We start from the raw sequence: 21,640 nt of genomic DNA on the forward strand, positions 1-21,640 counted from the left end.
TGTAAAACGTCATAATGAATTTCATTATGTGTTCACTCGTGAGACTTGATATTTTTTACGTCCGGAGACGCTGATATCAATCCTGCGAGTGCCCACACAGATTGTCTGATAAATTGTTAAAGAGCAGCGCGAACAGTGCGTTAGCGTCCTGTCGCGAGGAGGCGTATATTACGCTTTCCTCCCTCAGAGTCAACTTCTTTTCAGAAGTTTTTCTCCGGCGGCGCAGTCTCCTGTGCCTGCTGACCCGTCTCTCCGTAAGCCGGTGTTCCGTGTCAGTGGAGGCGCATTATAGGGAGTTTCCGGAGGCTGACAAGTGCTAATTTCAACTTTTTAACTAACCGTTCACTTTACGTGCAATATGAATAAAAAACCAGCAAATCACCCACTAATAGACAAGAAAAACGGGCCTAAGGCCCGTTTTTCTTCATGCTGCATTACTGATGCGCGGTGATAACGTCGTTTTCCACATCCATTTCGATTGTTTTTCCGGGAACCAGCTTACCAGAGAGAATCTGCTGTGCCAGCGGGTTCTCAATCTGTTGCTGTATCGCACGTTTCAGCGGCCGCGCGCCATATACCGGATCATAACCGTTCTCACCCAGCAGTTTGATCGCCGCGTCAGAGATATGCAGCTGATAGCCGCGCTCTTCCAGACGTTTGTACAACCGCTGCAGCTGAATCTGGGCAATCGACGCGATATGTTTCTCCGCCAGCGGATGGAACACTACCACCTCATCTATACGGTTAACGAACTCTGGACGGAAATGATGTCCAACCACGCCCATGACAATCTCTTTCATCTCGGCATAGTTCAGATCGCCAAACCGTTCCTGAATCAAATCCGATCCGAGGTTAGAGGTCATGATTACCACGGTGTTGCGGAAATCGACCGTGCGTCCCTGGCCATCCGTCAGGCGCCCATCATCCAACACCTGCAACAGGATGTTGAAAACATCCGGATGCGCTTTCTCCACCTCATCCAGCAGAATCACGGAATAAGGACGACGGCGAACGGCTTCGGTCAGATAACCGCCCTCTTCATATCCGACATAGCCCGGAGGCGCACCCACCAGACGCGACACCGAGTGTTTCTCCATAAACTCGGACATATCGATACGCACCATCGCATCATCACTGTCGAACAGGAAGTTAGCCAGCGACTTACACAGCTCGGTCTTACCGACACCGGTTGGCCCCAGGAACAGGAACGAACCGATTGGACGGTTAGGGTCTGACAAGCCCGCACGGCTACGACGAATCGCATTCGATACCGCCTCTACCGCTTCATCCTGTCCGATTACCCGTCCATGCAGATCCTGCTCCATACGCAGCAGTTTATCGCGCTCACCTTCCATCATGCGTGCCACCGGAATACCGGTCCAGCGCGCCAGCACATCGGCAATCTCCACGTCGGTTACGCGGTTGCGCAGTAACTTCATGGTTTTGCCTTCTGCCTGAGTGGCTGCGGCCAGCTGTTTTTCCAGCGCCGGAATTTTACCGTACTGCAACTCAGACATCCGGGCGAGATCGCCGAGGCGACGTGCCTGCTCTAAATTCAGACGCGCCTGTTCCAGCTCGGCTTTAATGTTCTGCGTACCGGACAACGACGCTTTTTCCGCCTTCCACTCATCTTCCAGCTCGGCGTATTCGCGTTCTTTCTGGTCGAGTTCGCTTTCCAGCATTTCAAGACGCTTAATGCTGGCATCGTCTGCCTCTTTCTTCAGCGCCTGCTGCTCCAGCTTGAGCTGAATAATCCGGCGTTCCAGCCGATCAAGCGCTTCCGGCTTCGAGTCAATCTGCATACGAATGCTGGAAGCGGCCTCATCGATCAGGTCAATCGCTTTGTCCGGCAACTGACGATCGGCAATATAGCGATGCGACAAGGTCGCGGCCGCCACAATGGCCGGGTCAGTAATCTGCACATGGTGATGCAGTTCATAACGCTCTTTCAGACCACGCAGAATGGCGATGGTGTCTTCCACTGTGGGCTCAGCCACATAGACTTTCTGGAAACGCCGTTCCAGCGCCGCATCTTTTTCAATGTACTGACGATATTCGTCGAGCGTAGTCGCGCCCACGCAGTGCAGTTCACCACGTGCCAGCGCCGGTTTGAGCATGTTGCCCGCATCCATCGCGCCGTCAGCTTTACCGGCACCTACCATAGTGTGCAGTTCATCAATAAACAGAATGACGTTGCCTTCCTGTTTGGACAGGTCGTTCAGCACGCCTTTCAGACGCTCTTCAAACTCACCGCGATATTTGGCACCGGCCACCAGCGCACCCATATCCAGCGCCAGTACCCGCCGCCCTTTCAGGCCTTCAGGCACTTCGCCGTTGATAATCCGCTGCGCCAGCCCTTCAACGATGGCCGTTTTACCGACCCCGGGTTCACCAATCAGTACCGGGTTGTTTTTAGTCCGGCGTTGCAGAACCTGAATGGTGCGACGAATCTCTTCGTCACGGCCAATCACCGGGTCAAGCTTGCCCTTCTCAGCACGCTCGGTCAGATCGATAGTGTATTTCTTTAATGCCTGGCGCTGATCTTCAGCCCCCTGATCGTTCACGCTGTCCCCTCCACGCATTTGTTCAATAGCCTTGGTGAGTTTTTCACTGGTTGCGCCTGCCGCTTTCAGCAGATCGGCCAGTGAACCCCGTGAGTCGAGGGCCGCCAGAACAAATAATTCAGATGATATAAAGTTGTCGTTGCGCTTCTGCGCCAGTTTGTCACACAGGTTCAGTACCCGAACCAGGTCAGATGAGGGTTGTACGTCCCCTTCGCTGCCTTCCACCTGTGGCAGACGATCGATAGCCTGCTCAACCTGAGTGCGCAATGAGGCAACGTCAATACCTGCTGACGTCAATAAAGGTGAAACCGATCCGCCTTCCTGTTTAAGCAGTGCGCTCATCAGGTGCAGAGGTTCAATGAATTGGTTGTCGTGTCCCAGAGCCAGGGACTGCGCGTCGGCGAGAGCCAGTTGGAATTTGTTAGTAAGACGATCCAGACGCATAATTCCTCCCATTACAGGTCAAAATGCTACTGGAGATTAAATGAGGTCATCCCTCAAAATTTCAAGGTTAATGACCTGAGATTTGAGTAAAAAATACGCTAACTGGACCGTCTTATGGCGTAAGGTTATAACAGCCAGATTAAAGTTGCCATACGCCCGGTGATTCCATCACGGCGGAACGAGAAGAAATCGTTACCTTCGGTGAAGGTGCAACGGCTGTCAGCACTGATGGATTGCACGCCTGCGGCCTGCAGACGTAAGCGCGCCAGTTGCCAGATATCGGCATAAAACTTCTCACCAGCTGGACGAAAAGCCTCTGCAGCGCGAGGATCCTGTGCCATAAACGCCTGCCGAACCTCGGCACCCACTTCAAACGCATCCGGACCAATCGCCGGCCCCAGCCAGGCGTGAATCTGATGCGCTGGTGAACGGAACTGCGCCAGCGTGTTTTCCAGCACGCCAGCACACAATCCCCGCCAGCCCGCATGCGCCGCAGCGACCTCGCTTCCATCCGCTGAACAGAACAGCACCGGCAGACAGTCGGCGGTCATGATCGCGCACACCACGCCTGCTTCGGCGGTAATGCAGGCATCGGCACGCAACGGCTCAGTGCCGCCCGAGGACAGACGCGCCACATCAGTGGCATGCACCTGCTCCAGCCACTGTGGCATCGCTGGCAAACCCGCCTGTTCAACCAGTAACTGTCGGTTCTGTGCAACGTGCTCTGGCTTATCCCCCACGTGCCCGCCGAGATTGAGTGCATCCCAGGGCGACAGGCTGACGCCGCCCTGACGCTGCGTCGAGCAAGCCCGGACGCGCGCCGGTGCCGGCCATTGAGGAATAATCATCTGCATCACCAGTCCATCTGGTCCTTGAAAGCCTCAGTATCGGCTTTCAGCGCTGCGATCAAATCGACCATATCCTGCGGAATCGCTGCGTGGAACTCCATCTCGATACCGCTGATCGGGTGATACAGACGCAGCATAGTGGCGTGCAGTGCCTGTCGATCGAAACCGCGCAGGGTCGCAATGAACGCATCCGATGCCCCTTTTGGTGGGCGAGGACGACCGCCGTAAAGCGGATCACCCACCAGCGGATGATTGATGTGCGACATATGCACACGAATCTGGTGAGTACGACCGGTTTCCAGACGCAGACGCAAACGGGTATGCGCGCGGAAGTGCTCCATGATGCGGTAATGCGTCACCGCTGGCTTACCCATCGGATGGACTGCCATGTGGGTGCGTTTGGTCGAGTGTCGGCTGATAGGCTCATCAACGGTGCCACCTGCGGTCATGTTGCCAATCGCGACCGCTTCATATTCACGGGTGATTTCGCGCCTCTGCAGCGATTCCACCAGGTGCGTCTGCGCCGGTACGGTCTTCGCGACCACCATCAAACCGGTGGTGTCTTTATCCAGACGGTGAACGATGCCGGCACGCGGCACATCCATAATCGCTGGATAGTGATGAAGTAAGGCGTTTAGCACCGTGCCATCGGGATTGCCGGCGCCAGGGTGCACCACGAAATCACGCGGCTTGTTGATGACAATAATGTCTTCATCTTCATAAACAATGTCGAGCGGCAGAGCTTGCGGTTCCCAGCGCTGCTCTTCTTCGATCTCAGCGTTAATGGCGACCAGCTCGCCGCCCAACACTTTTTCTTTCGGTGTATCAACCGTTACGCCATTGACTGTGACGCGACGATCGAGGATCCATTCTTTTATGCGAGAACGTGAATAATCAGGGAACAATTCCGCCAAAGATTGATCTAAGCGTTGTCCGAGTTGTGATTCGGATACCGTTGCGGTGAGTTGAACTTGTTGTGCCATATACAGCTTCTTCGTTAACGTTGGGTTTTCACGGCGATGCCGTTTAATATAATGTGCTATCGTACCTGGTCATTACCGGGAGCTATACGGACAGCTTCCGCCATAACATTTTGAGGATAATCACTTCGTCATGACGCGTATGAAACATCTGGTGGCTGCTGCCACACTGAGCCTGGCACTTGTTGGTTGTTCCGGCTCAAATGACGCGGTACCGGACAGCCCGCCTTCTGAAATTTATGCTACAGCGCAGCAAAAGCTGCAGGACGGTAACTTTAAAGCCGCGATTAAGCAACTGGAAGCGCTGGATAATCGTTATCCGTTCGGTCCTTATTCGCAGCAGGTTCAGCTGGATTTAATCTACGCGTACTATAAAAATGCCGATCTGCCCCTGGCGCAGGCTGCCATCGCTCGCTTCATGCGTCTGAACCCGACGCATCCGAACATTGACTATGTCATCTACATGAAAGGTCTGACGGACATGGCGCTGGATGATTCGGCGCTGCAGGGCTTCTTTGGTATCGATCGGTCTGACCGCGATCCGACGCACGCTCGTGATGCTTTCCGCGACTTCTCTCAGCTGCTGCGCGGTTACCCGAACAGCCAGTATGCGGCTGATGCTCAGAAACGTCTGGTCTACCTGAAAGATCGTCTGGCTAAATATGAGCTTTCAGTGGCGCAATTCTATACTAAGCGTGAGGCTTATGTCGCGGTTGTTAACCGGGTAGAGGGCATGATGCGCGATTATCCGGATACGCAGGCAACACATGATGCGTTGCCGTTGATGGAAAATGCTTACCGTCATCTGCAGCTGAACGCTGAAGCAGATAAAGTGGCGAAAATCATTGCAGCGAACAGTCACTGATCGTCTGTAGATTATCGGCCATAAAAAAGCAGCCTGAATGGGCTGCTTTTTTTTGCTTATTGCATAACCAGTCACAGATATTTGCTGGCAAGTTAACTCATCAAGAATGCCGCGAGAATCGCTTCGCTTCAAGGCTTTTCGGCCACATTCTCTGCCTTTCTCACAAATTGTCTGGCTTGACAAAAAGTGACATTTTTTCGTGATCAAAATCACGCAATTAACCCTTTATCGCGCTATGCTGGACCTACCAAGACGGAAATGACAGAGAGGTAAGACTGATGATCCTGAACATTACCAGCAAACAAATGGAAATCACTGCGGCTATCCGCAACCATGTTGAAGACCGTCTCGCCAAGCTTGAAAAATGGCAAACCGACCTGATTAATCCCCATATCGTCCTGTCCAAAGAGCCCAAAGAATTTGTGGCCGATGCCACCATTAATACGCCTAACGGGACGCTGGTGGCCAGTGCCAAACACGAGGATATGTACACCGCTATCAACGATCTGATCGCCAAGCTCGAGCGCCAGCTGAATAAAGTACAGCATAAATCTGAAGCGCGCCGCGCCAGTGCCAGCGTGAAAGACATTATCCCCGCTGACGAACAATCCTGATCTGATTCGGTTAACGCGCCTGCGGGCGCGTTTTTTATTGACAGCTTTAAATCAGTACGGTTACTCTCAGAACAGACTTTTTTCGGACATACCTATGAAACATGACCTGTTTTTCTTCGCTTTCTTTTTTACCTTCCCCTGAACGGGAGGCCATTCGTCGTGTGAAAACGAAAGCGAAGACGAACAACAAAGCCTCCCAACCGGGAGGCTTTTTTATTGGACAGCTTACAGGTGAGCCTTATGAATCCCGACAATCCACTGCTGGCGCTACGCGATAAAATCAGCGCAGTTGATAAAAAACTCCTGACGCTTTTAGCCGAACGCCGCCTGCTGGCAGTGGAAGTTGCGCAGGCCAAACTGGCTACCCACCGCCCGATTCGTGACGTCGAACGTGAGCGAGCGCTGCTGGAAAACCTGATTGTGCTGGGCAAAGCGCATAATCTGGATGCACATTACATCACCCGGCTGTTTCAGTTGGTGATCGAAGACTCGGTGTTAACCCAGCAGGCGTTATTGCAAAAAAACCTGAATCATCCGCATGCCCATGCGGCACGTATCGCCTTTCTCGGCCCTAAAGGTTCTTACTCCCATCTGGCGGCACGCAAATATGCCGCCCGTCATTTCGACAATATGGTTGAATGCGGTTGCCTGAAATTTCACGACATTATCAAGCAGGTAGAGAACGGCGCAGCTGATTACGCGGTGATGCCGATTGAGAACACCAGTTCAGGTTCAATCAATGACGTCTACGATTTGCTGCAGCAGACCAGCTTATCGATCGTCGGAGAAATGACGCTGCCGATTGACCATTGCGTACTGGTCAATGGCCCTACTGACTTGCAGCAGATCGAGACGGTCTACAGCCATCCTCAGCCATTCCAGCAGTGTAGTCAGTTCATTAACCGATTCCCGCACTGGAAAATCGAATATACCGAAAGCACTGCGGCAGCGATGGAGAAAGTCGCGGCGCTTAACTCACCGAAAGTGGCGGCACTGGGCAGTGAAGCCGGCGGTGAACTCTACCAGTTGCAGGTGCTGGAGCGTAACCTGGCGAACCAGCAGCAGAACCATACGCGCTTTATCGTGCTGGCACGCAAAGCAATCGAGGTTTCAGATCAGGTTCCGGCCAAAACGACGTTGATCATGGCAACGGGTCAGCAGGCGGGTGCGCTGGTTGATGCCTTACTGGTGCTGCGCCAGCATAATCTGATCATGAGCAAGCTGGAGTCGCGGCCGATTAACGGCAATCCATGGGAAGAGATGTTTTATATCGACGTTCAGGGCAACCTGCAGTCGGAAAGAATGCAGCAGGCGCTGCAGGAGTTGCAGACCATGACCCGTTCACTGAAGGTGCTGGGCTGTTATCCCAGTGAGAATGTAGTGCCGGTCGAACCGGGAGAATAGACAAAAAAGGCATCCCGCGGGATGCCTTTCTGTTTAAGGACGACTGTCGTTCGCCGAACGCAATAAGCTGCGACTTTCAACCAGGAAGCGTTTCGCGTGATCGCCAAACCAGTGTTCAACCCGATTGAAGCTGGCAATAAATGCCTGCTTATCACCCTGTTCCAGCAAGGCAATCGCCTCACCGAAGCGCTGGTAATAACGTTTAATCAGCGCCAGGTTGCTCTCTGACGACATGATGATGTCAGCATAGAGCTGCGGGTCCTGAGCAAATAATCGTCCGACCATCGCCAGCTCCAGCCGGTAGATCGGTGACGACAGCGCCAGTAGCTGATCGAGGTTAACGTTCTCTTCCGCTAAATGCAGGCCGTAAGCAAACGTTGCGAAGTGACGCAGCGCCTGAATGAATGCCATATTCTGATCGTGCTCAACCGCACTGATGCGGTGTAAGCGCGCGCCCCAGACCTGAATCTGCTCCAGAAACCACTGATAGGCTTCGGGCTGACGACCATCACACCAGACCACCACCTGTTTTGCCAGGCTGCCGCTATCCGGGCCAAACATCGGGTGCAGCCCCAGCACCGGACCGCTATGAGCAGCCAGCATCGCCTGCAACGGCCGGTTCTTCACCGACGCCAGATCGACCAGAATACAATCCTGTGGCAGCGGCGGCAGTTGGGCAATGACCTGTTCGGTCAAATGAATCGGTACGCTGATGATCACCATGCCGGCATCGCTGAGTAAATTCTCTGCCTGTGGCCAGTCATCTTTATCCAGAGTTTTCACCGTATAGCCCGACAGCCGCAGCATTTTCTCAAACAGCCGCCCCATCTGACCATTACCGCCGACGATCACTACCGGCCGCAGTTCAGGACACAACGTTTTGAAGCCCTTGTCGTTCTCGCTGGTATAGGATTCGCGCATTACCCGACGCAACACATCCTCAATCAGATCCGGCGGAACACCGAGCGCTTCAGCTTCTTTACGGCGCGAAGCCAACATGGAGGCCTCACGCTCAGGAACATAAATCGGCAGTCCATAACGGCTCTTGACTTCGCCCACCTCGGCGACCAGTTCAAGCCGTCTGGCCAGCAGGTCAAGCAGCGCCTTATCGACACTATCAATTTGATCGCGTAACGCGCTTAGTTCAGCCACCATTGCTCTTACACCTCGTGTGACAGACGCGCCGACAGCACTCCCTGCAGATCCTGATGCATCTCACGCAGCAACGTTTCAGTGACGTCCCAGTTGATGCAGGCATCGGTGACAGAGACGCCATATTTCATTTCACTGCGAGGCTGCTCAGAAGACTGGTTACCTTCATTGATATGGCTTTCCAGCATCAAACCAATAATTGAACGGTTTCCATCTTTGATCTGGGCGATAGCGGATTCCGCTACGCCAGGCTGACGACGGTAGTCTTTATTAGAGTTACCATGGCTGCAATCTATCATTAAGGCCGGACGCAGTCCCGCCTTGAGCATCTCTTTTTCACATTGCGTAACATCTTCCGGACCGTAGTTAGGCGCTTTTCCGCCGCGCAGAATGACGTGTCCATCCGGATTGCCCTGCGTCTGCAGCAGGCAAACCTGCCCCGCCTGATTGATGCCGACAAAGCGATGCGGCATTGACGCTGCGCGCATCGCATTAATCGCGGTGCCCAGGCTGCCGTCGGTGCCATTTTTGAAACCCACCGGCATCGACAGGCCAGAGGCCATTTCACGGTGCGTCTGCGATTCAGTGGTACGCGCGCCGATGGCTGACCAGCTGAACAGATCGCCAAGGTACTGCGGGCTGTTAGGATCCAGCGCTTCAGTTGCCAGCGGTAAACCCATTTCAACCAGGTTCACCAGCAGTTTACGGGCAATGTGCAGACCTGCTTCCATATCGAATGAGTTATCCATGTAAGGATCGTTGATCAACCCTTTCCAGCCGACGGTGGTACGGGGTTTTTCAAAGTAGACGCGCATCACGAGATACAGTTGATCCTTCAACTGTTCAGACAGAGTTTGCAAACGACGAGCATAATCCAGAGCCGCTTCGGTATCGTGGATTGAACAAGGTCCGCACACCACCAGCAGGCGAGGATCGCGGCCGGCAATAATGTCGGAGATAGTCTGACGAGAGGCAGCAACCTGAGCCTGTTGCTCAGCGGTCAGCGGAAATTTTGCTTTCAGCTCTTCCGGGGTAATAAGTACCTGTTCGTCGGCGATATGCACATTGTTCAGCGCGTCTTTTTGCATGATGGCGATCCTTTTTGCTCGTGTATGCGGTCATGGGATCCTCATGGAGGATGGAGCACACTGTATCACAGCGAATACATGACACAACTATAAACGTACACTTTTATTACCACTGAAATTAAACAGCTCAACAAAAATTGTAAATATTGATAAAAATCAACTAATTAAACCAATCACCTTGATTCACTAATCCCGATCAACTGTACAAATTTATTTACACTACTGGATGTTGTTTTCCCGCACGTCGCTGGCAGAATGAAGCCATCAACCTGACGATTACCGAGTGTGCTATGCCACAGACTGCTGCAAACATTAAGCTGCGCCCTTTTACCCTCAATGACATAGACGCATTCACCCAGGCGGTTAACGCCTCGCTGGAAAGCCTGATGCCGTGGATGGCCTGGGCACACCCGAATTATCAGCCGCACGAAGCGGAAAGCTGGATCCGCTTCACCCACTGGCAACGAATTAAGGCACAGGCGGAGGAATTTGCCATCGTTGATCAACACGATCGCCTGCTCGGAGGGGCCGGTATCCGATTCGCCCGTCATCCCGGCGATTTCAGCGCCTTAGGCTACTGGGTACGCAGCGATGCACAACGTCAGGGGATCGCCAGCCAGGCCGTGAAGGCTTTGCTGACACTGGGGTTTTCTCGACCTGAAACGCGCGGTATAGAGATCCTGGCGGCAGAGGAAAATCTGGCCAGTCGGGCAGTGGCAGAGAAATGTGGTGGTGAGTTTATTGGCTGCCGCTACGGGTTGATTGTGCTGGAGAGCGGCGCGGTGAATACGGCGATTTACCATTTTCCGCGACCGGATGCCGACGAATTATCATCTTTGGTTGGGCATTAAGATAAAAAAAGGGGCTGGCATCACGCCAACCCCTTGTTTGCTATTAACTTTTAGATGTCGCGTTAGCGATACCTTAGTTAAGACGCTCTTTAATACGAGCAGACTTACCAGTACGCTCACGCAGGTAGTACAGTTTGGCTTTACGCACAGCGCCACGACGTTTGACAGTGATGCTGTCAATAACCGGCGAGTGAGTCTGGAATACACGCTCAACGCCTTCGCCGTTAGAAATTTTGCGAACAGTGAATGCAGAGTGCAGACCGCGGTTACGAATAGCGATAACCACGCCCTCGAATGCCTGCAGACGTTTTTTAGAACCTTCAACGACCCATACTTTCACTTCCACGGAATCACCCGGGCGGAAGGAAGGTACGTCCTGTTTCATCTGCTCTTGTTCAATTTGCTTGATAATGTTGCTCATAATTAAATCTCATATCCTGGGTAAACTGATAGTCGGGGAAGATCACTCTTCCACATCATCGTTTTGTTGCTGATGAAATTCCCGCTGGAACTCACTTAGCAACCTTGCTTGCTCTTCAGTCAGAGCCAGGTTTTCCAGAAGTTCAGGTCTTCTCAGCCAGGTACGGCCTAGCGACTGCTTCAGGCGCCAACGGCGAATATCAGCATGGTTGCCTGACAGTAATACTGCCGGAACCTCCACACCGTCTAACACTTCAGGTCGGGTATAGTGCGGACAGTCCAGCAGCCCCTCCGAGAACGAATCCTCTTCGGCTGACGCCTGCTTGCCGAGTACGCCGGGAATAAACCGGGCGACTGCGTCAATCATCGTCATAGCTGGCAGTTCCCCGCCGCTGAGAACGTAATCACCGATTGACCATTCTTCGTCAATTTCGGCGTGGATTACGCGCTCATCTATCCCTTCATAACGGCCACAGACCAGAATTAACTTGTCCCGTGCCGCCAGTTCGCAAACGCCCTGTTGGTCCAGTTTGCGCCCCTGAGGTGAAAGATATATCACCCTGGCCCCATCACCTGCCGCTGCTTTCGCTGCGGAGATGGCATCCCGTAAGGGTTGTACCATCATCAGCATTCCCGGTCCGCCGCCGTATGGACGATCGTCTACGGTACGGTGCCGGTCGTGCGTGAAGTCACGAGGACTCCAGCTTTGAATGCTGAGCAGACCGTTTTTTACTGCCCGGCCAGTTACCCCGTAATCGGTAATAGCGCGAAACATTTCTGGAAACAGGCTAATTACACCAATCCACATTGTATTCGCCGTTACGTTACCGTTCGATTCGGAGATCAAAAACCAGGATCCCAATCTACTTCAATAACGCCAGTAGAGAGATCGACTTTCCTGATAACCTGTTCATCAAGAAACGGAATTAACCGCTCCTGCACACCGAACGCATCCTTCAGGTTTGCCTTAACGACGAGAACGTCGTTCGAGCCGGTTTCCATCATATCGATGACTTTGCCCATCTCGTAGCCGTCGAGGTTAACCACCTGGCAACCCATAAGGTCTTTCCAGTAGTAGTCGCCCTCTTCCAGCGATGGCAACTGCGTCGAGTCAACCTGAATTTCGCAATTGGTTAACTGAGCCGCCGCATCCCGATCGTCAACGCCTTTAACTTTGATGATCAGGTCCTGATTATGGTGCTTCCAACTCTCCAGTTCGATCTGCTGCCATTTACCGGCGCGCTGGATAAACCAGGGTTGGTAGTCGAAGATGCTTTCAGCGTCTTCAGTGGAGGAAAACACTTTGAGCCAGCCGCGAATACCGTAGGCGGCTCCCATTTTACCCAACACCAGTGGATTAACGGGAGGCTGTGCGGCAAGTTGTCTGCTCATGCTCACCACCGTGACAGATTAAGCTGCTTTCTTAGCTTCTTTGACCAGCGCGTTAACGCGATCAGAGAGTGTTGCGCCCTGGCCAACCCAGTGCTCGATACGATCCAGATCCAGACGCAGACCTTCAGCCTGACCAGATGCGATCGGGTTGAAGAAACCAACGCGCTCGATGAAACGACCGTTGCGTGCATTGCGGCTGTCAGTGACGACGACCTGATAGAACGGACGCTTTTTAGCGCCGTGACGTGCCAAACGAATTGTTACCATAACATCCTCTTCAGTTAATAAAACACCCGGCCCCCATCGAGGAACGGGGTCCGGGTGCTGTATAAAAAGCCCGAAAATTTTACTCATTTTGGCGCAAAAAGCAACCTAAACCGCGTCCTTTCGGGCTTTTTTGTGGAACACTTAGCGTCCAGGGAAACCTGGCGGCATCATACCTTTCATGCCGCGCATCATTTTCGCCATTCCGCCCTTCTTCATTTTCTTCATCATACGCTGCATGTCGTCGAACTGCTTCAGTAAGCGGTTAACGTCCTGCACCTGCATACCGGAGCCAGTAGCAATACGGCGCTTGCGCGAGCCTTTGATGATTTCAGGCTTCTGGCGCTCTTTACGCGTCATCGAGTTGATGATCGCTTCCATGCGCACCAGCACCTTGTCATCCATTTGTGACTTCACGTTATCCGGCAGCTGCCCCATGCCTGGCAGTTTGCCCATCAGGCTGGCCATCCCGCCCATGTTACGCATCTGCTTCAACTGCTCAAGGAAGTCATTGAGATCGAAACCGTCACCGGTTTTCAGCTTCTTCGCCAGCTTCTCCGCCTGATCGCGGTCAACCTTGCTTTCGATATCTTCGATCAGCGACAGCACATCGCCCATGCCGAGGATACGTGAAGCGATACGCTCCGGATAGAACGGCTCCAGTGCATCAGTCTTCTCACCGACACCCATGAACTTAATCGGCTTGCCGGTGATATGACGAATCGACAGCGCCGCACCACCGCGCGCATCACCATCCACTTTGGTCAGGATAACCCCGGTGAGCGGCAGCGCTTCGTTAAAGGCTTTGGCGGTATTCGCCGCATCCTGACCGGTCATGGCATCGACCACAAACAGCGTTTCTACCGGATTAATCGCGGCATGAACCTGTTTGATTTCGTCCATCATCGCTTCGTCAACGTGCAGACGACCCGCAGTATCCACCAGCAGAACATCGTAAAACTTCAGGCGTGCTTCACGCAGCGCATTGTTAACAATGTCGACCGGCTTCTGGCTCAGATCGGATGGACAGAAATCTACGCCCACCTGTTGCGCCAGCGTTTCCAGCTGTTTGATTGCCGCCGGACGATAAACGTCGGCAGAAACCACTAAGACTTTCTTTTTATGCTTCTCACGCAGGAACTTACCCAGCTTACCGACGCTGGTGGTTTTACCCGCACCCTGCAGGCCGGCCATCAGCACTACGGCAGGCGGCTGCGCAGCCAGATCCAGCGCATTGTTTTCTGCACCCATCGCCGCAACCAGTTCGTTACGGACGATCTTGATGAACTCCTGACCTGGCGTCAGGCTTTTATTCACATCGTGCCCAACCGCGCTCTCTTTCACGCGATTAATGAAGTCACGCACTACCGGCAGCGCAACGTCTGCCTCAAGCAGTGCCATGCGAACTTCACGCAGGGTCTCTTTGATGTTCTCTTCAGTCAGCCTTCCGCGGCCGCTGATATTGCGCAGGGTTTGCGACAAACGATCGGTTAAATTATCAAACATGGTCTCTCACTTAAAAAGATCGCGAGGCGCCTGATCGGCAGAATGCGGCGGATTATAACACGAAGCCTCAGCGATCTCTGCAATTGCCCCTCAGATCGTTTGGTGCCAGCTGCGGCTGGCGCTATACTGCCGTTTTCCTTATCTGACTGATACCCGAAAGGATCTATGTTCGTTTTCGCGATAGTGGCGCTGTTCGCCTACTCCCTTAGTCTTGCACTGATCATTCCCAGCCTGTTGAAACGTAACGGCGGCTGGCGGCGAATGGCGATGCTCTCTGCCTGCGTCGCGTTGATTACTCACGCGGTGGCCTTGCAGCAACGTATTTTTGCCGTCGACAGTGGACAGAACTTAAGCCTGCTCAATATCGGCTCGCTGGTCAGTCTGTTGATCTGTGCCATCATGACCATTGTGGCGTCCCGCAACCGTGGCTGGTTACTGCTGCCGATTGTTTATAGCTTCGCGCTGATCAACCTCGCCTTTGCTACTTTTGTGCCCAATGCGTTTATCACTCATCTGGAAACCACCCCAGGCATGATGATTCATATCGGCCTCTCGCTGTTTGCCTACGCGACGCTGATCATCGCGGCGCTGTATGCGCTGCAACTGGCGTGGATCGATTATCAGCTGAAAAACAAGCGACTGACCTTTACCCAGGATATGCCGCCGCTGCTGACGATTGAACGCAAGATGTTTCACATTACCCAGGTCGGCGTAGTACTACTGACGCTGGTGCTGTGTACCGGCTTGTTTTACATGCAGGATCTTTTCAGCGCGGAAAACGTCGATAAAGCGGTGCTCTCCATCATCGCCTGGTTTGTGTATATCGTTTTGCTGTGGGGGCACTATCATGAAGGTTGGCGTGGACGTCGTGTGGTGTGGTTTAACTGCAGCGGCGCATTGTTATTAACCATGGCCTACTTTGGCAGTCGCATCCTACAGCACCTGCTTATCCCTACCTCTCGTTAAAAAGGAAGTTCTGCGTTGGAACATGTTTCAACCACCACGCTGATTGTTACGCTGATCATCATGGTGCTGGTTTCGGCTTATTTTTCGGGCTCTGAAACCGGCATGATGACTCTCAATCGCTACAAGCTGCGCCATCAGGCTAAAAATGGCCACCGCGCTGCCCGTCGCGTCGAAAAATTGCTGCGCCGCCCTGACCGCCTGATTAGCCTGGTGCTGATCGGCAACAACCTGGTCAACATTCTTGCTTCTGCCCTCGGTACCATCGTCGGGATGCGCCTGTATGGTGATGCCGGCGTTGCCATCGCCACCGGTGTACTGACCTTCGTGGTGCTGGTGTTTGCCGAAGTGTTACCAAAAACCGTGGCGGCGCTCTATCCGGAAAAAGTCGCCTATCCCAGTAGCTTCCTGCTGGGTCCGTTGCAATACATTATGTTGCCGCTGGTCTGGTTGCTGAACACCATTACCCGTCTGCTGATGCGGATGGTCGGTATTCGCGCTGACGGCTCTGCCAATTCCGCGCTGAGTAAAGAAGAGCTGCGTACCATCGTTTACGAATCGCGTAACCTGATATCACGCCGTAATCAGGACATGCTGTTGTCCGTCCTCGATCTCGAGAAGGTCAGTGTGGATGACATCATGGTGCCGCGTAATGAGATCGTCGGCATCAACATCAACGATGACTGGAAGTCGGTGGTCCGCCAGTTAAGTCATTCGCCACACGGCCGCATCGTGCTGTTCCGGGATTCGCTGGATGACTGCGTCGGCATGCTGCGGGTGCGTGAGGCCTGGCGCATGATGACCGAGAAAAAAGAGTTCACCAAAGAGACGCTGCTGCGCGCTGCCGATGAGATCTACTACATCCCGGAAGGCACGCCGCTCAATACCCAACTGGTGAAGTTTCAGCGCAATAAGAAGAAAGCCGGACTGGTGGTTGATGAGTATGGCGATATCAAAGGACTGGTGACGATAGAGGATATTCTGGAAGAGATCGTCGGCGATTTCACCACCTCGATGTCGCCTTCGCTGGCTGAAGAAGTGATGCCGCAGAATGATGGATCGGTGCTGGTTGAAGGCAGCGCCAACGTGCGTGAAATCAACAAGGCGTTTAACTGGCATCTGCCGGAGCAGGAAGCCCGCACCATCAATGGCATGCTGCTGGAGGCGCTGGAGGAGATTCCTGAGGTGCAGACCCGGGTGCAAATCAGTCAGTACAACATCGACATCCTCGATGTGCAGGACAACATGATTAAACAGGTCCGCATCACACCGACCACGCCGTTAAAGAAATCTATCGGCTCTTAAGCCATAAAAAAACGCCGCAATAATAATGCGGCGTTTTTTTTAGCAGAAAAGTCCTGACTAGATGTGCAGTTCTTTCAGCTTCTCAGCAGGCAGTTTCAGATCTTCGTTGCGGTTAACACCGATATCATGCGCCAGCACATTGCGGGCGATCTGCTGTGCTTCTTCCAGCGAGTGCAGCTTGTAACTGCCGCACTGGTATTCGTTCAGCTCAGGGATCTGGTTCTGATCTTTAACTTTCAGAACGTCTTCCATCGCCCCTTTCCACGCTTTTGCTACGCGCTGCTCGTCTGGCGTACCAATCAGGCTCATGTAGAAGCCAGTACGGCAACCCATTGGCGAGATATCAACGATTTCAACGCCGTCACCGTTCAGATGATTACGCATGAAACCGGCAAACAGGTGCTCCAGCGTATGAATGCCACGCTCAGTGAGGATATCAATGTTCGGGCGGCAAAAACGCAGGTCAAAAACGGTAATCGTATCGCCATGCGGAGTCTTCATGGTTTTCGCAACGCGTACGGCGGGAGCGGCCATGATAGTGTGATCAACGGTAAAACTGTCCAGTAGTGGCATACGTCACCTCCTGTTTTAAGAATTTTTTTTAAAACGATGAAACTTTTCTGTTCGCCCAACGTCTGAATATATGAAAGACGCGCATTTGTTATCATCATCCCTGACAACAGAGATGTTAATTTGGCCACATTGATGTGGCCTTTTTCTTTTCTACCCTTCCCGGCTCGCCAGATAAGCCTCAAAATCCAGTTTGTCATCGGCTTCAAGCGCCTGCTGTGCTGCCACAGACTCCTTCGCCTGACGACTGAAATCGTCTTCGCTCAGCACTTCCAGCTGCTCTTCGCAAAGCAGATGGCGATACTGTTCCGCTAACGCCACACCGGTACCGGTAACACCATTGTCCTTCATCGCCTGAAGGATGCGCGCCGAATAGGTTAGCTCAGGATCGTCGAACGATGCCACCAGTTGATCGCAAACTTGTTGATATTGCGTGCTGCCCTGGTTGTTGCTGTCTAAAACTTCCGCCACCCGACGCAGATCGGCAAACAGTGTCTTACCGACTTCAACCAGCGAATGCTCCGCTTCACCACAGCCGACCGCAATTTTCTGATCCGGCTTACGCCCTTCCAGCACCACCCTATTCCAGTTTTTACGGGTACACTGCAGCTCGTCAGCGCTCATTTCCGGCGCGTCAGCCAGCGTACACCAGATCAGGAACAGGTCGAGGAAGCGCACCTGGTTCTCGTCCACGCCAATCGCTGAGAACGGGTTAATATCCAGCGAGCGCACTTCAATGTACTCAATGCCGCCACGCAGCAGCGCGTCAGAAGGCGCTTCACCCGAGCGCGTAACGCGCTTAGGCCGGATAGGCGCATAGAGTTCATTTTCAATCTGCAGCACGTTAGTGTTGAGCTGGAGCCAGTTGCCGTCGGCATCTTTGGTGCCCATCTCAGCATACTCTTCCGACGGTGTCTTGATCGCTTTCTTCAGCGCAGTGACATAGCCTTCCAGTGAATTGAAGGTAATGCCCAGCGCGCTCTGGGATTTGTTGGTATAGCCTAAATCGCTCAGACGCAGCGAGGTGGCATACGGCAGCCACAGGGTATCTTTATCATTAGTTTCAAACGGCAGTGCGCTCTCGCGGCCCTGCAGGAAGCTGGAACTGATGGCGGGCGACGCACCAAACAGATACGGGATCACCCAGCCAAAACGATAATAGTTACGGATCAGTCGCAGATAGCCGGCAGAGATGGTCTCTTTCCCGCTTTCCTGATCTTTCACATCGGCCCATTCCTGCCAGAAAGAGAGCGGCAGCGAGAAGTTATAGTGAATACCGGAGATGGTCTGCATCAACGCGCCGTAGCGGTTTTTCAGCCCCTGGCGGTACAGCGTTTTCATCTGGCCAATATTGGATTTCCCATACTGTGCCAGTTCAATCTTGTTCGCATCGTCAATCTCGCACGGCATGCTGAAGGGCCACATACGCTCTTCGCCGAGTTCACGGGCAACATGACGATGAATATCACGCAGGAAAGCCAGCATGTGATCGATGCTGTGATCCACTGGCGTAATGAACTCCAGCAGCGTTTCGGCAAAGTCTGTGGTAATCCAGTCATGCTTCAGCGCCGAACCCAGTGATTCGGGGTGACCGGTTTCCGCCAGCTTACCGTCTGCCTGCACGCGCAACGTTTCACGTTCGATGCCACGGCCGATACCCTTAAGGGCATCAGGATGCGCTTCCAGCCAGGAGAGCGCTTTAGATACGTCCGGGATCACATTAACCTCCCGCTGTGAGAATAATTTATTTTTGTTCAGCATAATGTTAACCGTAGCCTCGAATCTGTGCGAATCAATGCCACCATTGCATACCCTGTAATGTGGCGGTCGCGATAACGATATAACGCAGTGTTTTACCGACAGCGAGATACAACATCGCCGGTAACCAGGCGAAGCGTAACCAGCCTGCAAGCACGCAGAGCAGATCACCTATCACTGGTAACCAGCTAAATAACAGTGCTGCAGGACCCAATCGGTGCAACCACGTCATTGCTGTGTCATGCCATCGCCCCTGACGTTTTAACGGCAGCAAGCGACCAAGAAAAATGTTGGTTAAGCCGCCCAAGGTGTTTCCCAGTGATGCGGCCAAAAGCAACCCATAAACTGACGTCTTTTTTGCAATTAATAGTGCTATCAGCAGTGCTTCAGAGCTTCCTGGCAGGAGCGTCGCACTTAAAAAACTGCTGCCGAACAATGAGGCATAGGCGAGCATCTCACTCACAGTAAGCGGACGTCCACCACATCCATCCCTGCCGCTTTCGCCGCCTGAACGCCAAAATCTGCATCTTCGAAAACCACACAGCGCTCTGGCGCCACGCCCAACAGCTCGGCGCAGCGTAAGAAGGTATCTGGTTCAGGTTTATGACGCTGTACGTCATCAGCGCCGACCACGGCGGAAAACAGCTCACGCACGCCCAGCTGCGTCAGTAACGCATCTGCCATGCTCTGTTCACTGCCGGTACCGACTGCCATAGGACGACGCCCGTGGTAAGCCTTCACCACCTCCATCAAAGGAAGCGGCTGAACATTTTCCAACAGCATGGCTTTCACTGCGGCGGTCTTTTCGGCGGCAAGAAGATGAGGATCGTGAGACGACTGATTCGTTTCGATGATGAACTGCGCCAGTCGCCAGGTAGGAGCACCATTAAAGCCGACAATACGCGCTTCATCCAGCGTCATTCCATAACGCGCCAGTACCTGACGCCACGCTTTTCGATGTGTCGGCTCAGTATCGAGAATGGTGCCGTCCATATCGAAAATCAGGGCGTCGTATTGATCGTACATAGTCACTCCGGACCTCCAACAAATGAGACATTACTTTAGCCTAATGTGCACAGGTTGTCGCCAGGGGGGATGAACAGCAAATGCTTTGAAAGCATTAGCAATTTTTCTTTTCAGATAAAGGTGATCGTCTGCGACCGGCAATAACCGTACGAAATTGCAGCATTTTTTATCCGCAGAGGGTAAACCGGAGCTGGCTGGCATCAATTAAAAGCCAGCAATAGAAAACCGGATTTACGCGCTAACCGTCAGCAGAAAGAGTCAGGCCAGACAGCCTGTTAGCCGGGTTGATAAAGCAGATCGGTTTTGCGATTAAACGTGAGCAGTAGAGGAAGAAATGCAAAGGGCTCATTCAGAGGAGGCACCAGTGCGGGCCGTTGCTGAGGCAACGTTATGCACGTTAGTGCAGCCTGAACAATGAGAACGCTATAAGACGCTGAGGAGATAATGATATCGAAAGAGATGGTGCATCCAGGAGGATTCGAACCTCCGACCGCTCGGTTCGTAGCCGAGTACTCTATCCAGCTGAGCTATGGATGCAACGGAAATCTGGGGGATTACGGAGCAGGTTGCTAACCGGTAAAACAGCAAAGTGAAGAGTGCATCGCGGATAATGTCTCAGCTTACTTTTCGGCCTGCGGGCCGTTGCTGAGGCAACGCTATCCTCGTTAGTGCAGTCTGACGATTTTCACGCTATGACACACTAAGGCACTTCCCTATCCGAAGATATGGTGCATCCAGGAGGATTCGAACCTCCGACCGCTCGGTTCGTAGCCGAGTACTCTATCCAGCTGAGCTATGGATGCATTGGGGAATTACTTTTTATGGACTTTCAGAAATCAACCTGGGAATGATACGAAGAATGGTGCATCCGGGAGGATTACTCAGCTTACGCTTCGCCCTGCGGGCCGTTGCTGATGCAATGTTATCCTCCTTAGTGCAGTCTGACGATTTTCACGCTATGACACACTGAGGCACTTTCCATATTCGAAAATATGGTGCATCCAGGAGGATTCGAACCTCCGACCGCTCGGTTCGTAGCCGAGTACTCTATCCAGCTGAGCTATGGATGCATTGATTTAATTCTTGTACAACGCAGGGTGCTAACTACTCACCATGAAAGGAATTGCTAGTTCACTTTGTTTTTATTCCGATGGTGCATCCAGGAGGATTACTCAGCTTGCGCTTCGCCCTGCGGGCCATTGCTGATGCAACGTTAACCTCCTTAGTACGACCTGAACACTAATTGCGTCATGTCACACTGAGGCACTTCTCCACATTCGAAAATATGGTGCATCCAGGAGGATTCGAACCTCCGACCGCTCGGTTCGTAGCCGAGTACTCTATCCAGCTGAGCTATGGATGCATCGGAAATGGCGGTGAGGGAGGGATTCGAACCCTCGATACAGCTTTTGACCGTATACTCCCTTAGCAGGGGAGCGCCTTCAGCCTCTCGGCCACCTCACCTTACGCGTTCTTCCGAACTGCGCCGCTGAACTTTGTTTCCGCTCATCGGCACTGCGTGGCGCACATATTACTTTCCCGCACTTATAAGTCAAACAATTTTTCCGAAGGTTTGTTTGATTGAACAAATGACAGACAATTGGGCCAAAATGACGGCAAAAAGAG

General features: G+C 52.9%; 21 protein-coding genes, 5 tRNA genes and 1 other annotated feature. Of the genes, 7 read left to right on the top strand and 19 right to left on the bottom strand.

Going from position 1 to position 21,640, the window contains the following annotated elements:
- Window positions 1-434: 434 nt before the first annotated feature.
- From clpB to rluD, 3 genes are all read right to left on the bottom strand, one after another.
- Entirely contained in the window at window positions 435-3,020 is a 2,586-nt protein-coding gene (gene clpB, locus AABB92_RS19510; RefSeq protein WP_031374787.1) for an ATP-dependent chaperone ClpB, read from the bottom strand.
- A 113-nt stretch (window positions 3,021-3,133) separates the two neighbouring features.
- On the bottom strand, window positions 3,134-3,862 hold the full coding sequence (yfiH, locus tag AABB92_RS19515) for a purine nucleoside phosphorylase YfiH (RefSeq protein WP_031374786.1): 729 nt from the start codon (window positions 3,860-3,862) through the stop codon (window positions 3,134-3,136).
- Window positions 3,862-4,839 (bottom strand): 23S rRNA pseudouridine(1911/1915/1917) synthase RluD, encoded by a 978-nt coding sequence (gene rluD, locus AABB92_RS19520; protein WP_031374785.1) that lies wholly within the window; start codon window positions 4,837-4,839, stop codon window positions 3,862-3,864. Before rluD ends, yfiH begins: the two co-directional genes overlap by 1 nt.
- A 130-nt stretch (window positions 4,840-4,969) precedes the next feature.
- On the opposite strand from rluD, the gene bamD reads away from it, so the two are divergent.
- The 4 genes from bamD to pheA all read left to right on the top strand — a co-directional run bounded on the left by bamD (window position 4,970) and on the right by pheA (window position 7,719).
- Entirely contained in the window at window positions 4,970-5,701 is a 732-nt protein-coding gene (bamD, locus tag AABB92_RS19525) for an outer membrane protein assembly factor BamD (RefSeq protein ID WP_031374784.1), read from the top strand.
- Window positions 5,702-5,979: 278 nt separating this feature from the next.
- Window positions 5,980-6,315, top strand: a complete 336-nt coding sequence (gene raiA / locus AABB92_RS19530; protein ID WP_031374783.1) for a ribosome-associated translation inhibitor RaiA — start codon at window positions 5,980-5,982, stop codon at window positions 6,313-6,315.
- A gap of 93 nt (window positions 6,316-6,408) precedes the next feature.
- Window positions 6,409-6,533: a sequence feature (Phe leader region), on the top strand.
- Window positions 6,410-6,457: a pheA operon leader peptide PheL gene (gene pheL, locus AABB92_RS19535; RefSeq protein WP_193387678.1), complete on the top strand. Its 48-nt coding sequence runs from the start codon at window positions 6,410-6,412 to the stop codon at window positions 6,455-6,457. Its footprint overlaps the feature before it by 48 nt.
- 22 nt (window positions 6,534-6,555) lie before the next feature.
- The gene (pheA, locus tag AABB92_RS19540; protein ID WP_031374782.1) at window positions 6,556-7,719 is read left to right on the top strand and encodes a bifunctional chorismate mutase/prephenate dehydratase; all 1,164 of its coding nucleotides are present in this window, start codon (window positions 6,556-6,558) and stop codon (window positions 7,717-7,719) included.
- Window positions 7,720-7,752: 33 nt separating this feature from the next.
- Here pheA and tyrA read toward each other — a convergent pair whose 3' ends face one another.
- On the bottom strand, window positions 7,753-8,874 hold the full coding sequence (tyrA, locus tag AABB92_RS19545; RefSeq protein ID WP_031374781.1) for a bifunctional chorismate mutase/prephenate dehydrogenase: 1,122 nt from the start codon (window positions 8,872-8,874) through the stop codon (window positions 7,753-7,755).
- A 5-nt stretch (window positions 8,875-8,879) separates the two neighbouring features.
- On the bottom strand, window positions 8,880-9,959 hold the full coding sequence (locus AABB92_RS19550; protein WP_031374780.1) for a 3-deoxy-7-phosphoheptulonate synthase: 1,080 nt from the start codon (window positions 9,957-9,959) through the stop codon (window positions 8,880-8,882).
- A gap of 290 nt (window positions 9,960-10,249) precedes the next feature.
- On the opposite strand from AABB92_RS19550, the gene AABB92_RS19555 reads away from it, so the two are divergent.
- Window positions 10,250-10,810: a GNAT family N-acetyltransferase gene (locus tag AABB92_RS19555; RefSeq protein WP_031374779.1), complete on the top strand. Its 561-nt coding sequence runs from the start codon at window positions 10,250-10,252 to the stop codon at window positions 10,808-10,810.
- Between the two features lie 73 nt (window positions 10,811-10,883).
- Here AABB92_RS19555 and rplS read toward each other — a convergent pair whose 3' ends face one another.
- The 5 genes from rplS to ffh all read right to left on the bottom strand — a co-directional run bounded on the left by rplS (window position 10,884) and on the right by ffh (window position 14,392).
- Window positions 10,884-11,231 (bottom strand): 50S ribosomal protein L19, encoded by a 348-nt coding sequence (gene rplS / locus AABB92_RS19560; protein ID WP_031374778.1) that lies wholly within the window; start codon window positions 11,229-11,231, stop codon window positions 10,884-10,886.
- 42 nt (window positions 11,232-11,273) lie between these two features.
- Entirely contained in the window at window positions 11,274-12,038 is a 765-nt protein-coding gene (trmD, locus tag AABB92_RS19565; protein WP_031374777.1) for a tRNA (guanosine(37)-N1)-methyltransferase TrmD, read from the bottom strand.
- A 35-nt stretch (window positions 12,039-12,073) separates the two neighbouring features.
- Window positions 12,074-12,622, bottom strand: a complete 549-nt coding sequence (gene rimM / locus AABB92_RS19570) for a ribosome maturation factor RimM (protein ID WP_046289605.1) — start codon at window positions 12,620-12,622, stop codon at window positions 12,074-12,076.
- Between the two features lie 18 nt (window positions 12,623-12,640).
- Complete coding sequence (rpsP, locus tag AABB92_RS19575) at window positions 12,641-12,889, bottom strand: 30S ribosomal protein S16 (RefSeq protein ID WP_003849041.1); 249 nt, start codon at window positions 12,887-12,889, stop codon at window positions 12,641-12,643.
- Between the two features lie 141 nt (window positions 12,890-13,030).
- On the bottom strand, window positions 13,031-14,392 hold the full coding sequence (gene ffh, locus AABB92_RS19580) for a signal recognition particle protein (protein WP_031374776.1): 1,362 nt from the start codon (window positions 14,390-14,392) through the stop codon (window positions 13,031-13,033).
- 165 nt (window positions 14,393-14,557) lie between these two features.
- Between ffh and AABB92_RS19585 the strand changes: the two genes are divergently transcribed.
- Together AABB92_RS19585 and AABB92_RS19590 are read left to right on the top strand one after the other, a co-directional pair.
- Complete coding sequence (locus tag AABB92_RS19585; RefSeq protein ID WP_031374775.1) at window positions 14,558-15,358, top strand: cytochrome C assembly family protein; 801 nt, start codon at window positions 14,558-14,560, stop codon at window positions 15,356-15,358.
- Between the two features lie 15 nt (window positions 15,359-15,373).
- Window positions 15,374-16,660: an HlyC/CorC family transporter gene (locus tag AABB92_RS19590; RefSeq protein ID WP_031374774.1), complete on the top strand. Its 1,287-nt coding sequence runs from the start codon at window positions 15,374-15,376 to the stop codon at window positions 16,658-16,660.
- A gap of 57 nt (window positions 16,661-16,717) precedes the next feature.
- Here the strand turns inward: AABB92_RS19590 and luxS are convergent, their stop codons facing one another.
- The 9 genes from luxS to AABB92_RS19635 all read right to left on the bottom strand — a co-directional run bounded on the left by luxS (window position 16,718) and on the right by AABB92_RS19635 (window position 21,478).
- Complete coding sequence (gene luxS / locus AABB92_RS19595; RefSeq protein WP_031374773.1) at window positions 16,718-17,233, bottom strand: S-ribosylhomocysteine lyase; 516 nt, start codon at window positions 17,231-17,233, stop codon at window positions 16,718-16,720.
- A gap of 150 nt (window positions 17,234-17,383) precedes the next feature.
- Window positions 17,384-18,991: a glutamate--cysteine ligase gene (gshA, locus tag AABB92_RS19600; protein WP_031374772.1), complete on the bottom strand. Its 1,608-nt coding sequence runs from the start codon at window positions 18,989-18,991 to the stop codon at window positions 17,384-17,386.
- 31 nt (window positions 18,992-19,022) lie between these two features.
- Complete coding sequence (locus AABB92_RS19605) at window positions 19,023-19,451, bottom strand: YqaA family protein (RefSeq protein ID WP_031374771.1); 429 nt, start codon at window positions 19,449-19,451, stop codon at window positions 19,023-19,025.
- Window positions 19,448-20,014: a fructose-1-phosphate/6-phosphogluconate phosphatase gene (gene yqaB, locus AABB92_RS19610; RefSeq protein ID WP_031374770.1), complete on the bottom strand. Its 567-nt coding sequence runs from the start codon at window positions 20,012-20,014 to the stop codon at window positions 19,448-19,450. The genes AABB92_RS19605 and yqaB overlap by 4 nt, the downstream gene beginning before the upstream one ends.
- 460 nt (window positions 20,015-20,474) lie before the next feature.
- Window positions 20,475-20,551, bottom strand: a tRNA-Arg gene (locus AABB92_RS19615).
- 189 nt (window positions 20,552-20,740) lie between these two features.
- Window positions 20,741-20,817 (bottom strand) — tRNA-Arg (locus AABB92_RS19620).
- A 190-nt stretch (window positions 20,818-21,007) separates the two neighbouring features.
- Window positions 21,008-21,084: transfer RNA gene (locus AABB92_RS19625), tRNA-Arg, on the bottom strand.
- A gap of 216 nt (window positions 21,085-21,300) precedes the next feature.
- Window positions 21,301-21,377, bottom strand: a tRNA-Arg gene (locus AABB92_RS19630).
- An 8-nt stretch (window positions 21,378-21,385) separates the two neighbouring features.
- Window positions 21,386-21,478: transfer RNA gene (locus AABB92_RS19635), tRNA-Ser, on the bottom strand.
- Window positions 21,479-21,640 lie beyond the last annotated feature (162 nt).

Source organism: Pantoea brenneri, assembly GCF_038594305.1.
Classification (GTDB): Bacteria; Pseudomonadota; Gammaproteobacteria; order Enterobacterales; family Enterobacteriaceae; genus Pantoea; species Pantoea brenneri.

Coding starts and splice junctions, on each gene's coding strand:
- clpB (WP_031374787.1), bottom strand. CDS start 3,020: ATGGGAGGAATTATGCGTCTGGATCGTCTTACTAACAAATTCCAACTG.
- yfiH (WP_031374786.1), bottom strand. CDS start 3,862: ATGCAGATGATTATTCCTCAATGGCCGGCACCGGCGCGCGTCCGGGCT.
- rluD (WP_031374785.1), bottom strand. CDS start 4,839: ATGGCACAACAAGTTCAACTCACCGCAACGGTATCCGAATCACAACTC.
- bamD (WP_031374784.1), top strand. CDS start 4,970: ATGACGCGTATGAAACATCTGGTGGCTGCTGCCACACTGAGCCTGGCA.
- raiA (WP_031374783.1), top strand. CDS start 5,980: ATGATCCTGAACATTACCAGCAAACAAATGGAAATCACTGCGGCTATC.
- pheA (WP_031374782.1), top strand. CDS start 6,556: ATGAATCCCGACAATCCACTGCTGGCGCTACGCGATAAAATCAGCGCA.
- tyrA (WP_031374781.1), bottom strand. CDS start 8,874: ATGGTGGCTGAACTAAGCGCGTTACGCGATCAAATTGATAGTGTCGAT.
- AABB92_RS19550 (WP_031374780.1), bottom strand. CDS start 9,959: ATGCAAAAAGACGCGCTGAACAATGTGCATATCGCCGACGAACAGGTA.
- AABB92_RS19555 (WP_031374779.1), top strand. CDS start 10,250: ATGCCACAGACTGCTGCAAACATTAAGCTGCGCCCTTTTACCCTCAAT.
- rplS (WP_031374778.1), bottom strand. CDS start 11,231: ATGAGCAACATTATCAAGCAAATTGAACAAGAGCAGATGAAACAGGAC.
- trmD (WP_031374777.1), bottom strand. CDS start 12,038: ATGTGGATTGGTGTAATTAGCCTGTTTCCAGAAATGTTTCGCGCTATT.
- rimM (WP_046289605.1), bottom strand. CDS start 12,622: ATGAGCAGACAACTTGCCGCACAGCCTCCCGTTAATCCACTGGTGTTG.
- rpsP (WP_003849041.1), bottom strand. CDS start 12,889: ATGGTAACAATTCGTTTGGCACGTCACGGCGCTAAAAAGCGTCCGTTC.
- ffh (WP_031374776.1), bottom strand. CDS start 14,392: ATGTTTGATAATTTAACCGATCGTTTGTCGCAAACCCTGCGCAATATC.
- AABB92_RS19585 (WP_031374775.1), top strand. CDS start 14,558: ATGTTCGTTTTCGCGATAGTGGCGCTGTTCGCCTACTCCCTTAGTCTT.
- luxS (WP_031374773.1), bottom strand. CDS start 17,233: ATGCCACTACTGGACAGTTTTACCGTTGATCACACTATCATGGCCGCT.
- gshA (WP_031374772.1), bottom strand. CDS start 18,991: ATGCTGAACAAAAATAAATTATTCTCACAGCGGGAGGTTAATGTGATC.
- yqaB (WP_031374770.1), bottom strand. CDS start 20,014: ATGTACGATCAATACGACGCCCTGATTTTCGATATGGACGGCACCATT.